Below are 14,126 nucleotides of genomic sequence, written 5' to 3'. Positions count from 1 at the left end.
CCTCTCTCTGTTCCCGGCCGCCTTACGCGGCTTCGCAGTAGTGCTTGCCAAAGGCCAGATGGGCCCGGTAAGGGCTGATGTCATCGGCCTGTTGAATACGTTCGCTGTACCAGGGGCCGTCGCTGGTTTCGCCGAACAGCACGGCGCCAGTCAGGCGCTGGTTGCGAACCAGCAGCCGGCAGTAACGATTGGTTTCATAGTCCTGCCAGACCACGGATTCGGTATCCGCGTCCGCTTCAGTCTGGCCGCAGGAAAAAATGGGAATGCCGCTGATTTTCAGGCGTGTGGCAATAATGGATGGCTCAAAGGCAGCCTGGCTGTCCGGATCGCACAACACCTGGGCCAGCACTTCCGCCTGTTGATAGCCTGGCTCTACCAGTCCAAAGGTCTGGCTTTCGACCTGGCAGCATTCGCCCAGCGCATGGATGTGGGGATCACTGGTTTGCAGTTGCGCGTTCACCCGGATGGCCCTGTCGCAGTCCAGGCCGGCCCCCCGGGCCAGTTCTGCGTTCGGGGTGATACCGGCTGCTGTCACCACCAGGTCGGTGCTTATCAGGGTTTCGTCATCCAGTTGCACCGCGCGCACCAGATTGCGGCCAAGCAGGGCCACGGGGCAGGTGTTGGTGCGAACCGACAGTCCGCGGTCAGTCAGGGCATCTTCCAGCAGCGCCCCGCTGGCGCGATCCAGTTGCCGGTTCAGCAGGTGGCTGCTGCGGTGCAGAACCGTGACCGCCATGCCGCGGCTTCGAAGCCCCTCGGCGGCCTCCAGGCCCAGGAATCCGCCACCGATGACCACAGCCCGGCGCTGGCGCTGGCTGATGCTGATGAGCTGGCGGGTGTCCTGCAGGTCCCGGAAGCCCATCACGCCTTCCAGGTGCTCGCCCTCCAGGCCCAGGCTGGCCGGGCGGGAACCGGTGGCCAGAACCAGGCGGGAGTACGGCTGAACCACCCCGCTCTCGGTGCTGACGGTTTTCTTCGCGCGGTTGATGGCAATAACCGGATCGCCCTGGTGCACCTCAATATTGTGCTTCCGGTACCAATCGGGTTGCTGCAGTTGCAGGCTGTCCTCACTGGCATCGCCCGCCAGTACGGCCGAAAGCTGGATGCGGTTGTAGGCCGGCGTTGCTTCACCGTTAAACACCACGATCTGCTCGAAAGGGTTCTGCGGCTGCTCAACCAGCTTTTCGAGCAGACGCTGGGCCACCATGCCGTGCCCGCAGATAACGAGAGTCTGTCCTGTTGCTGCTCTCACGATCGTCATCCCCTTCTCTGCCCAAACAAAAAAAGCCGGAGCATCTGATCCCCGAAGGGACTCGATGGTCCGGCGCCAATGCCAACAACAATGATCTGATGGTCCGGCCGATCCGTGGCCGGGACGTTCTTCCCTATGTTTGTAATAGCGAAGGCCGTGCCAACATAATAATTCTAGTATTTACAGCTAGTTATGCCGGAAGGCTTTGAGGCTGGCACGGAATTCATGCGCTTTGACAGGGCGACGTGCACCGGATGAGTGCTTTGAACCGGCGCGAGAGCCCGCGATGCCCCAATGAGCTCAGGCGATGCGGCGAACCGGGATTTCCGGCTGGCTGCTTTCCACCTCCGGCGTTTCTTCAGCTTGAGCCGGGGCAGTCTCCTCGGTGCGTGCCTCTCCCTGTTCTTCCTGGCCTTTGCCGGGGAAGCGCTGCTTCTCATAAAGGAAGGACAGCACGGCCTGCCGATAACGCACGTACTCGGGGTGATCGGCCAGGGTGACCCGGTTGCGGGGCCTCTCCAGTTCAATGTGCAATTCCTCGCCGATGGTGGCAGCCGGTCCGTTGGTCATCATCACAATCCGGTCCGACAACAGCACCGCTTCGTCCACGTCGTGGGTGATCATGATCACCGTGCTGTTCAGGTCCTGCTGGATTTTCATCAGCGAATCCTGAAGGTGGGCCCGAGTCAACGCATCCAGTGCCCCGAAAGGCTCGTCCATCAACAGCACACTGGGCTTCATCGCCAGTGCCCGGGCAATACCCACCCGCTGCGCCATACCTCCGGAAATTTCACCGGGGCGCTTGTCGAGCGCGTGGTCCATATTGACCAGCTTGAGATTGTGCAGAATCCAGTCCCGTCGCTCGGTCTTAGTCATGGTTTTACGGAATACCTGCTGTACGGCCAGCTCCACGTTCTCGTACACCGTCAGCCAAGGCATCAGCGAATGATTCTGGAACACCACAGCTCGCTCCGGCCCCGGCGTATTCACCTCATGCCCGTCCAGCACACAGCCTCCACGGGTGGCCTGTAAGAGCCCAGCGACGATATTGAGCACAGTGGATTTACCGCAACCGGAATGCCCGATTAGCGATACAAACTCGCCTTTACGAATTTTAAGATCGATATTCTCCAGTGCTACGAAAGGCCCTCCAGGCGTGTCGAAGGCCATCTGTACATTGGTCAATTCGAGGTGTGACTTACTCATGTTCTTTCTCCTCTTGTTTCGGAGTACGAGCTGGCAGGGAGGGTGGTCCGGGGCACGCTGTGAATACGTCCCTGTACGCTGGACAAAAACATCCCTGTTTTTGACGTCCCCGGACCACCCTCCCTGCCAGCTCTATGCCGAGTCCTATTCGTTCCAGGCTACTTTTTTCTGAATCAGTAGCATGATTCGGTCCAGTAAAAATCCGATAAAGCCGATAGCGAGAACGGCGACCATAATGCGGCTCAGGGATTCACTGCTGCCGTTCTGGAACTCGTCCCAGACGAATTTGCCGAGTCCCGGGCTTTGGGCCAGCATTTCGGCGGCGATAAGGACCATCCAGGCAATACCGAGAGACACCCTCAGACCAGTAAAGATCATGGGGACCGAAGATGGCAGCACCACTTTTCGGACATGGGTCCAGAAAGACAGTTGCAGCACTTTGGACACGTTCAGCAGATCCGGATTGACTGCTGAAACACCCACACTGGTGTTGATCAACGTGGGCCAGAGGCTGCACAAAGTGACGGTGATCATCGAGGTCAGGAACGACTTCTCGAACATCGGGTCGTCGCTGACGTAGGTGGCCGAGACCACCATGGTGACCAGTGGCAGCCAGGCCAGCGGTGATACCGGTTTGAAGATCTGGATCAGCGGGTTCACGGCCGCTGAGAAGTGGCGGTTCAGGCCGATGATGACACCAAGTGGTACGGCGATGATGGTGGCCAGAACAAAACCGGCCAGTACGGTACCCAGGCTGGTGACGACCTGGTCGATAAACGTTGGCGCACCGGGGTAGTCGCGGATCTTTACTTCCGCGTCCGGGTTCTCCGCCAGGATGCGTTCATTGCGTTGTTCCTGCATGGTGACGAACTGGGCGGCCCGGTCCCGCTGGTTGCTGTGTTCCTGCCAGAGCTGACCGGTTTGCTCCAGTACCTGGGCCGGGCCCGGAAATGCACCCAGGGAAGTCTGCACCTGGGGTGCGGCGAGGTGCCAGAAACCCAGGAACAGCGCGATACCGATGGCCGGCAGCAGCAGCTGGCGGCCGGTTTCGGCCAGGTTCTGGCCGGACAGTTTTTCAGTCAGCGCACGAAGCCATCGTTGGCCTTGTGATAACGAGTCGGTCTGGCTGAGCGTGGTCATGTGATGTCTCCTGACACTCAATGCTTAAGGGGTTTGCGAGCCTTTGAGGCCAATCTCGAAACTGTCGATGTAGGCGTTAGGCTCCCTCGGAGTGAAGGCCACGCCGTCGATCAGCTCACCCTGGTGTGGGCGGGTGAAGTTTTCGCCGTCCAGGTCAGGAAAGTCGTCGGCACTCAGGGTGCCATCTTCAATCAGCGAGCGGGCGGCTTCCTTGTAGATGTCGGCGCGGTAGACCCTGGCGGCCGTTTCCATGTACCAGTCGTCGGATTTCGGCTCCGGGATCTGGCCCCAGCGGCGCATCTGGCTCAGGTACCAGATGGCATCGGAGGGGTAGGGGTAGGTGGCGTAATAGCGGAAGAAGACATTGAAGTCAGGTACTTTCCGCACATCGCCTTTCTCGTACTCGAAGGTGCCGGTCATGGAGTTGGCAATCACTTCCTCGTCAGCGCCAACGTAGCTGGAGCGGGACAGGATTTTCACTGCTTCCTCGCGGTTGGCGTTGTCGTTCTCGTCCAGCCAGTGGGCAGCACGAATCAATGCCCGCAGCAGTCGAAGGTGGGTGTTGGGGTTCTCTTCGGCCCAGGCTTCCGTAACCCCGAACACCTTCTCCGGGTTATTGGGCCAGATCTCGTAATCCGTGATGACTGGCACTCCGATGCCCTTGAAAACCGCTTGCTGGTTCCAGGGTTCGCCCACGCAATAGCCCTGGATGGTGCCGGCCTCCATAGTGGCCGGCATTTGCGGTGGCGGGGTGACGGACAGGTGCACATCGGCGCCTATGTTGCCGCTGGTGTCACCCCGTTGCGGGGCATAGAAACCCGGGTTCAGGCCGCCGGCCGCCAGCCAGTAACGCAACTCGTAATTGTGGGTGGAGACCGGGAACACCATCCCCATGCGAAAGCGTTCACCCTCGTCACGGTACTGTTCGATTACCGGTTTCAGGGCGGCAGCACCGATGGGGTGGACGGGCTTACCTTGTTCATTCTTGTCGATGTGTGGGGTCATCTGTTCCCAGACGTCGTCAGAGACGGTGATTCCGTTGCCGTTCAGATCCATGCTGAACGCGGTGATGATGTCTGCCTGGGTGCCGTAGCCGATGGTGGCCCCCAATGGCTGGCCGGCGAGCATGTGGGCGCCGTCGAGAGTGCCGGTCACCACGCCGTCCAGCAGCACTTTCCAGTTGGCCTGGGCTTCCAGTTCCACAAACAGGCCCTCATCCATAAAGAAACCTTGCTCCCAGGCGATGGCCAGTGGCGCCATGTCGGTCAGTTTGATGAAACCGAGCCTCAGGTCCGGCTTCTCCGCAGGGCCGATTTCGGCCTGTGCCGTGCCGGTTCCTGTCAGGATCAATAATGTGGCTGCCAGTGTTTTCAGTTGCATGGTGCTCTCCCGGTGTTATTTCAGGCAAAAAAAAGCCTGCCCTCCGTTTCCGGAGCGCAGGCGCCAATGCCTGATGATTTTCAGTTTCTCTCACTGCCGATTAACCGTGCAGTGGATGCAAGATCGTCTGTAGTCTATTAAGCAGACGTCGTGCCAGTTCTCCAATACGTTGAAATTTATAGATTTATACAGACTTCCGGTTTCAGTTTCCCTGTTCCGGCCCGGTTCTGGTGGCCGTTTTAGTGCGCAGCGCCTCATTGTTGGGCGGGCTGGTATGGTCCTGGTTGTCCGCCCTCCAGTCGTGAAGCCGTTCTCCCAGTAGTCTGTCACTGGCCACGGCAACGGGGCCGTAACGCCCCGACAGAGTAAACGGCAGCTGGTGTCGCCCCTCCATCTTGCTGTCGATAACCGGCGTGTCTATACCCATGGAGGCCGCAGCATCCCGGAACAGGTCAGGCCGGATTACCTGGCGCACCATGGCACCGCTGACGGGGCCCAGTTGTCCCCGGAGTGTCAGCCGTGAGGCCAGCCAGTGCGCCTGGGAGAGCCAGGGAAAGTTGGCGGAATGACGGAAGAAGTGTTGTTCCAGCCGTGGATGGAACAGGCTGTAGGGATGGTCATCCAGTACGTTGATCTGCTCGCCGAGGTATTCCGGTTTCGCCAGAATCTCACGCAGCAGGCGATGATTGTGGCGGTTGTCCAGCCACCGGCAGCCAGCGAGCAGGGCGCGCACCAGGTGTCGGTACATCACGCCGTGCTGCGACATCCAGTCTGCCCGCATGCCCAGGACTTTTTCCGGCGCGTTCTGCCATATCTGGTGGCCGGAATGAAGGATGCGCCCCAGATTTTCGTACTCAAGCAGGCTGTTCCAGGGTTCGCCAACGCAACAGCCTTCAATGGCATTCGAGCGGAAGGCATCGACCATCTGAATCGGGGACACCGGGATAATCTGGATATGATGTTCCGCATCCGGGCCGGCGGATGCCAGCCAGTCACGAAGCTGGAGGTCGTGGCTGGACCAGGGAGCGACAGAGGCCAGGCGTATTGGTTCCCCTCTGTGTCTTGCCAGGCTGATCAGTTCGCGAGCAGTGGCGATGGGATTGTCCAGATTCGTTGCCGAGCGCTGCAGCTCGCCAAACAGTCTGTTACCCAGGGTGATGCCATTGCCATTGCGGCTCAGCACCATGCCCACCACGACCGGTACTTTCGGCCGGTCAATAGCCAGGGACATGCTCAGCGGCATGGGTGCCAGCATGTGGCCGCCATCGATAAGCCCGAAGGTGACCTTGTCCCGCAGAGAAGCCCAGGAGCCCTCCCGCACCAGTTCTACGTCGAGCCCCTCAGCATCAAACAGACCCAGTTCGCGGGCCACAATCAGTGGAGCGCTGTCCAGCAGTGGCACAAAGCCAAGCCGGACATGGAATCCGGGGTGTCTGTGAAGCGGGGTGGGGTGAACCATTGCGACTCCGTCCGGGGCAGTTACGAGGCTTTCTGGATTGGTCTGCCCGATTTCTGGCTGCGGCTTTCGATCAGGGTAATAACGCGGCGCGCCATAACCGCCAGGCGTTCGCTGTGCTCCATGGCGGAACTGCGCAGCATGCGATAGGCCGTTTCCTCGTCACAGCGCTCATGCCGCATGATCATGCCCTTGGCCTTCTCGATCGTCTTGCGATCTTCCAGTGCCGAGCGGGTTTCCTCTAACTCGGTCCGCAACGCCTGAAAGGACTCGAACTGAGCAACCGCCGAATCAATAATCGAGCGAACCCGTTCCGGCTGTATGCCGTCCACAACGTAGGCGCTGACGCCTGCCTTTACTGCTGCATGAATGGTGGCACGGTCGCCAGGCTGGTCGGCAAAAAAGACGATGGGCCTGGGTGCGTGGGCATTGAGGGTGCTCATGTTTTCCAGGGTGTCCCGGTCTGGCGAGTCCATATCAATGATCACCATGTCCGGCTGGTCACGGGCCACCGCTGCAGTCAGGCCAGTGGCATCCGGGCGCTGGCGGATTACCTCATGGCCCTCGTGCCTGAGTGCGGCACAAACCTGGCTTGCCCGTTCGGGGTCCTTGTCGATCAGAAGGATGCGAAGGGGTTCTGGCGAATTCATGGTGGTTTCCTTAACTGAACAGTCGTTGACTGCGAATGGCTAATCATTCGGCAAAGCGTTTTCTGCCTCGTACAGAGGTGAAAGCAATAAATCTGCCAGGGTGTTGGAGGGCCCTTGTTATCGGGACGTCAGCCGAATTCACCATTCTTTTTCAGTCCTTCACGGATGAAAACCTGCGCGGTCGTTGGGCATTTCCTGCGGTTTTGCACTGTTTTGAGTCCGGATTGCCCGGTAAATCCCCCGCTCACAGGGGCGGAAGTGCTGTCGGCGATACGTTCTGCCGATGATGGCCCTGGAATTGCAAGGCCCTGGAATTGCAAATAAGCGAGAACACCTCGTGAAAACACCGGGCAAGATGCAGGCCCGGTGCTTAATTGTGGCAAAGAAGCCCGCATGCCCAGTCTGTTCCGCAACAGATCGGGCATCGCGGGCTTTTTTGTGTGTTAGTGATGCTCAGGAGATATCGTGGATTCGCAGAAAGCCAGCAACCCATCTGTTCACACCACCTGCCCCTATTGCGGGGTCGGGTGTGGCGTTATGGCAAACCCTGACGCCCGCAAGCCGGTAGCCGGAGACGCCAACCATCCCGCGAACTATGGGCGCTTGTGCGTCAAGGGTGCCAGCCTGCACGAGACCACCGGGCAGGAAGGGCGATTGCTGTATCCGCTGGTCAGGGGGCGGAAGTCTGACTGGAACCATGCGCTTGACGAAGTGGCGGGCGCTATCCGCAACAGCATTGAAACTTACGGGCCGCAGTCTGTGGCCTTCTACCTGTCGGGCCAGTTGTTGACGGAAGACTATTACGTGGCCAATAAACTGGCCAAGGGCTTTCTGCGCACGGCCAATGTAGACACCAACTCCCGGCTTTGCATGTCGTCTGCGGTTGCGGCCCACAAGCGGGCGTTTGGTGCCGATGTGGTGCCCGGCTGTTATGAAGACCTGGAGCTGGCGGATCTGCTGGTGCTGGCGGGCAGTAATGCGGCCTGGGCACACCCGGTGCTATACCAACGCATGAAAGCCGCGGCCCGGGAGGGGCGCCGGGTAGTGGTCATCGACCCCCGTCGCACCGCAACCAGCGAGCTGGCGGACCTGCACCTGGCCCTGCGCCCCGGTACTGACACGGTATTGTTTAACGGCTTACTGAGCTGGCTGTCTGATCAGGGTGGGCTGGACGAGCCCTATATTGATGCCCATTGCCAGGCATTCGATGAAGCTCTGGTGAGCGCGCGGGCTGCAGCCCCGGATGTCGGGTCAGTGGCCGAGCAGTGTGACCTGTCGCCGGAAGATGTGGAAACCTTCTATCGCTGGTTTGCATCGACGCCACGCACGGTCACCGGCTTCTCCCAGGGGGTTAACCAGTCCGTCGCCGGCACCGACAAGGGCAATGCCATCATCAACTGCCACCTGGCCACCGGCCGTGTTGGCAAGCCTGGTGCCGGGCCCTTTTCGCTGACTGGCCAACCCAACGCCATGGGTGGCCGGGAGGTGGGCGGTCTGGCCAACACACTGGCGGCCCACATGGATTACGACAGCCCCGGGGCAAGATCGCGGGTGGCAGAGTTCTGGGGAACCAACCAGGTGGCTGATGGTCCTGGCCTGAAGGCCGTGGACATGTTTGAAGCGGTTCACCGGGGCGATATCCGGGTGATCTGGATCATGGGCACCAATCCGGCGGTCAGCCTGCCGGATTCTGCACGGGTCCGGGTCGCTCTGGCACGTTGTCCGACGGTGATTGTGTCTGATTGCGTGGCTCATACCGATACCACCGCCCTGGCGGACATCCTGCTTCCTGCCGCAGGCTGGGGTGAGAAAGACGGCACGGTAACCAACTCGGAACGGCGGATTTCCCGCCAGCGACGCTTCCTGCCCCTGCCAGCCGAGGTGAAACCGGACTGGTGGATAATCAGCGCGGTGGCGGGAAAGCTGGGCTTCGGAGGTGCCTTTGATTACGGCAAGCCTGCTGACATATTCCGTGAACACGCCGCCCTGTCGGCCCATGAAAACCGTGGCGAGCGCATCCTCAATCTCGCCGGCCTGGTAGGCCTGACTGACAATGACTACGACGCTCTGGAGCCGGTGCAATGGCCCGTACTGGCGGGCTCTGGTGCCACCGACTCGACACGGCTTTTTGCGGACGGTCGTTTTGTTACCGACAACCATCGCGCCCGCTTCATTGCCATCAACACCGTACTGCCCGAACAGAAAATCTGTGACGACTACCCCATGGTGGTCAATACCGGTCGTATCCGGGACCAGTGGCACACCATGACCCGAACCGCCAATGCACCGCGATTACTAGCTCACCGTTCAGAGCCATTTGTTGAAATTCATCATCACGACATGGCCAGGCTGAACCTGGTGGAAGGCCATCTTGCACGGCTGACCCTGAACAATGAGCAATTCGTGGGGCGTGTGCGTCAGAGTGGTGGGCAGCGACCGGGGGAAGTCTTCATTCCCATCCACTGGAACCGCCAGTTTGCCTCCAGCGGCGTGGCTACCGTGTTGACTGAACCGGTAACGGATCCCGTCTCCGGCCAGCCCGAAGCAAAACACGGTCGCGCTGCCATAACGCCATTCCGTGCCCGCTGGCACGGGCGGCTACTGGTTCGATGTGAACGCCCCCGGCGCTGGACGTCGGATTACTGGTGTCATGTACCGTTGAACCACTGTGAAAGTTGGTGGATTGCCGGCCGCCAGCCCATCAAGTGGCTGGATGCGATGCATGACTGGCTTGGCGGGACGGCCCATGTGGTTATGTCCGACCCGGCACAGGGGTGCTTCCGTGCAGCCCGTATCGTCAATGGCCAGCTGGAGGCCGTGTTGATGGTGGATAAGGACCCCGCCAGAATTCCCGACGCAGGCTGGCTGGATGACTGTTTTTCCGAGCCGACGCTGTCGGAATCCAGCCGGCGAGCCCTGTTGGCGGCCCGGGATGTGGATGTGGAAGACCCGGGAGCCATTATCTGCAGTTGTTTTCAGGTGGGTGAACACCAGATCGGAGCCGCCATTGCCGGCGGTGTTGGATCCGTGGCAGCGCTGGGAGAACAGCTTCGCTGCGGGACCAACTGCGGCTCCTGCATTCCGGAGCTGCGACACCTGATTGAAGCCTCAGTCGGCGAGAGCGCGTAACAGAACCACCGGCACCCGGTACCTTAATCCCCGGCACGCCCCGGTACCCTCCACCGTGCAGGTCTTGCGGTTCACCCGGATAATCGTGCCTTGCAGTTGGCGCCTGCCGGCACCAAAGCCAACCGCGTCCCCTACCGCCCACTTCAACATTAACTGGCGAGTATCCGGAGCTTGGATGGTCTCGTCGGGTACCGGAATGCCGGCACTCTCTGCCTGCTCTGCCAGATGGCGCCTGGCGGCGTCGGCCCCGCCGCTGCCGTGGAGTTCATCCAGTATCCGGTAGAAGTGCGTGTTGTGCACGGAGCCACGATAGCGCTGGCCGGATACATGCTGGAGCAGGTGGGCAAATTCGTGGCAACAGGTGTGCGCCAGCAGGTTCAGTGTGGTGACCTCGCCGTCAAAATACTTGCGCTGCCGTATCTCACGCCCGGAAAGCCAGCCGGCCACCGCGTCAGGCTGGTGCTTGGCCATGATCATGCGTTTGCCGTAGGTGATCTGGTGCTGTTTCAGGCGCGGGTCAAATCGATGATAGGTAGCCTGGCCGGAGCCGACCCGGCATAGCAGGGTTGTGGCCGGGGCCTGTTTGCGGACCCAGTCTTTTGCGGGGGGCCAGAGAATGGCACTGGTCGTTTCGCACATAAGCTGGCCCAACCTGTGGGCTTTGGAAGGTTCAATAGTCATGGGCCAGACGCGTGCAGAAGGAGGGGAAAGCAACCATCCCCTGATAATACCTTGTACTGGGCTTCCCGTAAAAACAACAACGGCCAGCAAGGGCTGGCCGTTGTGACTGACTGGACCGGAGGGCTTAGCCTTCGATCGGCGAGCGCCAGTCGTCAGCACCGGAAGTGCCGGCAACAGCGTGTTCCCAGGTCACTTTGCGGTAGGACAGGGAAGCGGTGACCAGCTGGGTGAAGTCAGCGCTGGCGGCGTCCTGGCAGTGCGGCATGTTGCACTGGATGTCAATGATGGTGGCATCTTCCAGGATAGTGGAGAAGAAGTGCTCCTGCTTGCCCTCAACGGAGGTGCGGTACCACTTCAGCTCTACCTTCGGCAGCATTTCACCGGACGCCAGGGCGTTGTACATCAGCGGTGTGGCTTTGTTCAGCGCAGAGGTGAACTTGAACGGCTTGTGAACGCGCTGACCGGAAGGCTGACCGGACTGGGGGTCAGTCGGAACGGTTACAACGTGGCTGAATTCCTGAACCAGCACTTCGTCTTCGTGACCTTCAACGTAGATGTTGCCTACGGAATCGGACGTGAATGCGCCGGCGGTGATGTTACCCTGGGTCTGGCCTTCGATGCTGATATAACAAGGAGTTGGCATAGTCTGCTCCATGACGATTGAATGAATAAGTGTCCTCGGGTTCTCCCTGGACGCTTCCCACGTAACAAGGGCCGTGCCAGAAATGAAAAAGTGTTTAATAACAGTGAGTAAGATTATTCTGGCAGATGGATCGAGGTTGCTCAGGCAATCTGTTGCTGGCTTCGGGGCGAGATATTGCTGGCCGGGCAATAAGTTGCTCAGCGCAGACGGAATCTTACCGGCAGGGCGTAGGTAAAGGTCTCGCCTTTCATGGAGTCCGGCACCGGGGGCAGAGGTTCGGCATCCTCAAGCATGTCCAGAGCGGCGTAGTCCAGCAGTGAGTGCTCCGAGGACGTGCGCAGAAAATACTGCACCAGTTTGCCGTCGCGGCTGAATTCGAACACCAGTACCGGAGAGCCCTCCTGTCCCAGGCGGCGGGCACGGCGCGGGTATTCGTAGAACCGGCTGAGGTGCCGGCTCAGTTCGGTGAGGTAGCTGTCCACATCGGAGGAGTCTCCGGCAGTGAGTTTCACCTGTTGATTGGGGTTCTCTTCCCCAGCAGTGTTTTCCGTGGGCTCTTCTGAAATGTTCTCACTTTCCGTTGTCTTGGCTTCGGCCACCGGCTCCACTACTTCAGGCTCAGGCTCAGGCTCAGGCTCAGGCTCAGGCTCAGGCTCAGGCTCAGGCTCAGGCTCAGGCTCAGGCTCAGGCTCAGGCTCAGGCTCAGGCTCAGGCTCTGGTTCTGGTTCTGGTTCAGGTTCAGGTTCAGGTTCCGGTTCCGGCGGTTGTTCCTGAACCTCTGTTTCGGGGGTATCGGGTTCCTTCGGTTTCCGGGCTCCAGCCAGGGATATCCGCAGCGCCGGAGCGGAATTGACCGCCGAATCCCCCAGCGGTTTCAGTTCGGGCACCCGTTCAGGCGTAGCGATCACCAGGGCTGTGGCGGTAATGATAATGGCAATGATCAGTAGCAGACTGCGGACGGTTTTACTGGCACCCATCAGCTGGCAGGCTCCGTCAGCAGGATGACTTCCCCGTAGCCGTTGTCCTCAAGCACGCGAAGCAGGGTTTCCAGGTCTGTCATGGCAATGTCCTGTTCGGCCGCTATTTTAAGGGGGGACTGTTCATCCGGAGCCGGCAGCGCGTATGGAAAGTCTCGGGCCTCAACGGTTCTCCCCTCTACCAGCCACTCCCCGGCTGCGGTAACGATCAGGTCCGCGTGGGGCTGTTCATTGCCTGCCTGATCCCCGGTGCCGGGAAGATCCGGTAACGGCGTATCCGACAACTGGCCTGCCACGATAAAAAACATCAGCAGCAGGAACACCAGGTTGATGAGCGGCAGCAGGGCATCTTCCAGGCGCTCCATGAGGGACTTGCCGGAGGTGACCGGCGGTGGTACCAGATCGTTCATGGTTGCTCCGCGGGCTGCGGTGTACGCTTCCAGTGGGTGGTGATGCCGCTGTCTGATAACCGGCTGTAGGCGGTGGTGAAATCTGTCAGGCGTGTAGCGGATGCAGTTGCCAGATTGATCTCGTTCACACCGCTGGCTCTCAGCTCGCTGACAAGCGCCTCAACTGCCCAGGTTTCCCCTTGCCACTGAGCTTTGCCATCCCGCTGTACCGTTACTTCGGGCACGGGTTCTCCAGTGACCTGGCTGGTATCGCCGGTGCTGTTGCTCAGCTCCATGAAACTCACGGGCAGCAGGCGGCTGGTGAGCATGAAGAACACCAGCAGGATAAAAACCACATCAATCAATGGGGTAATACGGATGGGAACCGGCCGTGCCGGTCTTGGTTCAACCAGTTGCATTGGCCAGGCGGCCCTGCTGTCCGGTTCCGGAATAATCGGCAAAACGACGGGGGGCCTGCGTGGTGTCTGTGGCAGGCTCTGCGTTCTCCGTGGCTTCGTAACTTTCGGGCGCTCCCAGTGGCACGGATAATACGCTGACAAGCGCACTGTTGATGGTTTTCTGGATCCGCCGAAGGCGGAATTCAATCCAGGCTGCCAGCGCGGCAAACGGAATGGCAATCACCAGGCCCGCTGCGGTGGTGGTCAATGCTTCGTATATGCCTCCGCTCAACTGGGACGCATTGGCCCGGCCTTCGGTGGCGGCCATGGCGCTGAAGGCTTCCATCATGCCTATTACCGTGCCCAGCAGTCCCAGCAGCGGTGCCAGTGCAGCGATCACCTCAATGATCTTCAGCGGCGCCTCAAAAGGCTCGAGGGCGTGATGGGCATCTCTGGCGACGGTTTCCCGTATCTGCTGTGGGTCGGTGCCTTTCAGGCGGGCGTTCATGGTATCAACAACCAGACCATGCAGCGGGTTCAGACGGCGGTAGCGGCCGGCGCTGCGCTGCAGCTGAACGGGCACTTCACCGCCGGGCTTTTGTTGCCAAACCGTAATGGCCTTTTTAAGTTTTGCGGTGAATCTGGGGGCAAAAAAAGTCCCGAATAACATGAGGTAAACGAAGGTCACCATGCCCGCAACGGCAATTGCCAGCAGCACCATCATTACAGGGCCGCCCATTTCCATCAGCTGGCTGACCGGGCCGGCACTGAGTCCGGTGGCGTCGGTGAGCAGGGGGTCTGACATCAGGAGAACCTCAATCGTTA

Annotated in this window: 13 protein-coding genes; 1 reads left to right on the top strand and 12 read right to left on the bottom strand. The window is 59.9% G+C overall.

Annotation, left to right across the window (positions count from 1 at the left end):
• Positions 1–22 precede the first annotated feature (22 nt).
• The 6 genes from QPL94_RS01780 to QPL94_RS01755 all read right to left on the bottom strand — a co-directional run bounded on the left by QPL94_RS01780 (position 23) and on the right by QPL94_RS01755 (position 7,084).
• Positions 23–1,252 carry an NAD(P)/FAD-dependent oxidoreductase gene (locus QPL94_RS01780; RefSeq protein WP_285355113.1) on the bottom strand — a complete coding sequence of 410 codons (1,230 nt, stop codon included), beginning with the start codon at positions 1,250–1,252 and terminating at the stop codon, positions 23–25.
• 300 nt (positions 1,253–1,552) lie between these two features.
• Positions 1,553–2,422 carry an ABC transporter ATP-binding protein gene (locus QPL94_RS01775; protein ID WP_502881530.1) on the bottom strand — a complete coding sequence of 290 codons (870 nt, stop codon included), beginning with the start codon at positions 2,420–2,422 and terminating at the stop codon, positions 1,553–1,555.
• 180 nt (positions 2,423–2,602) lie between these two features.
• The gene (locus QPL94_RS01770) at positions 2,603–3,598 is read right to left on the bottom strand and encodes an ABC transporter permease (protein WP_285355110.1); all 996 of its coding nucleotides are present in this window, start codon (positions 3,596–3,598) and stop codon (positions 2,603–2,605) included.
• A gap of 24 nt (positions 3,599–3,622) precedes the next feature.
• Positions 3,623–4,978: a CmpA/NrtA family ABC transporter substrate-binding protein gene (locus QPL94_RS01765; protein WP_285355109.1), complete on the bottom strand. Its 1,356-nt coding sequence runs from the start codon at positions 4,976–4,978 to the stop codon at positions 3,623–3,625.
• Positions 4,979–5,180: 202 nt separating this feature from the next.
• Positions 5,181–6,437 carry a CmpA/NrtA family ABC transporter substrate-binding protein gene (locus QPL94_RS01760; protein WP_285355107.1) on the bottom strand — a complete coding sequence of 419 codons (1,257 nt, stop codon included), beginning with the start codon at positions 6,435–6,437 and terminating at the stop codon, positions 5,181–5,183.
• 20 nt (positions 6,438–6,457) lie between these two features.
• Positions 6,458–7,084 (bottom strand): ANTAR domain-containing response regulator, encoded by a 627-nt coding sequence (locus QPL94_RS01755; RefSeq protein WP_285355106.1) that lies wholly within the window; start codon positions 7,082–7,084, stop codon positions 6,458–6,460.
• Between the two features lie 465 nt (positions 7,085–7,549).
• Between QPL94_RS01755 and QPL94_RS01750 the strand changes: the two genes are divergently transcribed.
• A complete protein-coding gene (locus tag QPL94_RS01750; RefSeq protein ID WP_285355105.1) occupies positions 7,550–10,213 on the top strand; it encodes a nitrate reductase in 2,664 nt (887 codons plus the stop codon).
• Here QPL94_RS01750 and QPL94_RS01745 read toward each other — a convergent pair.
• The 6 genes from QPL94_RS01745 to QPL94_RS01720 form a co-directional block, all read right to left on the bottom strand.
• A complete protein-coding gene (locus tag QPL94_RS01745; protein ID WP_285355104.1) occupies positions 10,193–10,894 on the bottom strand; it encodes a hypothetical protein in 702 nt (233 codons plus the stop codon). The two genes, QPL94_RS01750 and QPL94_RS01745, sit on opposite strands and share 21 nt — an antisense overlap.
• A 124-nt stretch (positions 10,895–11,018) precedes the next feature.
• Positions 11,019–11,537 carry an Hcp family type VI secretion system effector gene (locus tag QPL94_RS01740; protein ID WP_007155157.1) on the bottom strand — a complete coding sequence of 173 codons (519 nt, stop codon included), beginning with the start codon at positions 11,535–11,537 and terminating at the stop codon, positions 11,019–11,021.
• A 197-nt stretch (positions 11,538–11,734) separates the two neighbouring features.
• Complete coding sequence (locus QPL94_RS01735; RefSeq protein WP_285355103.1) at positions 11,735–12,514, bottom strand: energy transducer TonB; 780 nt, start codon at positions 12,512–12,514, stop codon at positions 11,735–11,737.
• Positions 12,514–12,924 (bottom strand): ExbD/TolR family protein, encoded by a 411-nt coding sequence (locus QPL94_RS01730; RefSeq protein WP_285355102.1) that lies wholly within the window; start codon positions 12,922–12,924, stop codon positions 12,514–12,516. Before QPL94_RS01730 ends, QPL94_RS01735 begins: the two co-directional genes overlap by 1 nt.
• Entirely contained in the window at positions 12,921–13,322 is a 402-nt protein-coding gene (locus tag QPL94_RS01725; RefSeq protein WP_285355101.1) for an ExbD/TolR family protein, read from the bottom strand. The genes QPL94_RS01730 and QPL94_RS01725 overlap by 4 nt, the downstream gene beginning before the upstream one ends.
• Positions 13,309–14,106 (bottom strand): MotA/TolQ/ExbB proton channel family protein, encoded by a 798-nt coding sequence (locus tag QPL94_RS01720; RefSeq protein WP_285355099.1) that lies wholly within the window; start codon positions 14,104–14,106, stop codon positions 13,309–13,311. Before QPL94_RS01720 ends, QPL94_RS01725 begins: the two co-directional genes overlap by 14 nt.
• Positions 14,107–14,126 lie beyond the last annotated feature (20 nt).

Origin of the sequence: Marinobacter sp. SS13-12 (genome assembly GCF_030227115.1) — a bacterium.
Taxonomy (GTDB): domain Bacteria; phylum Pseudomonadota; class Gammaproteobacteria; order Pseudomonadales; family Oleiphilaceae; genus Marinobacter.
Note: the sequence above shows the minus strand (reverse complement) of the source record. Positions and strands in the feature narration are given on the sequence as shown.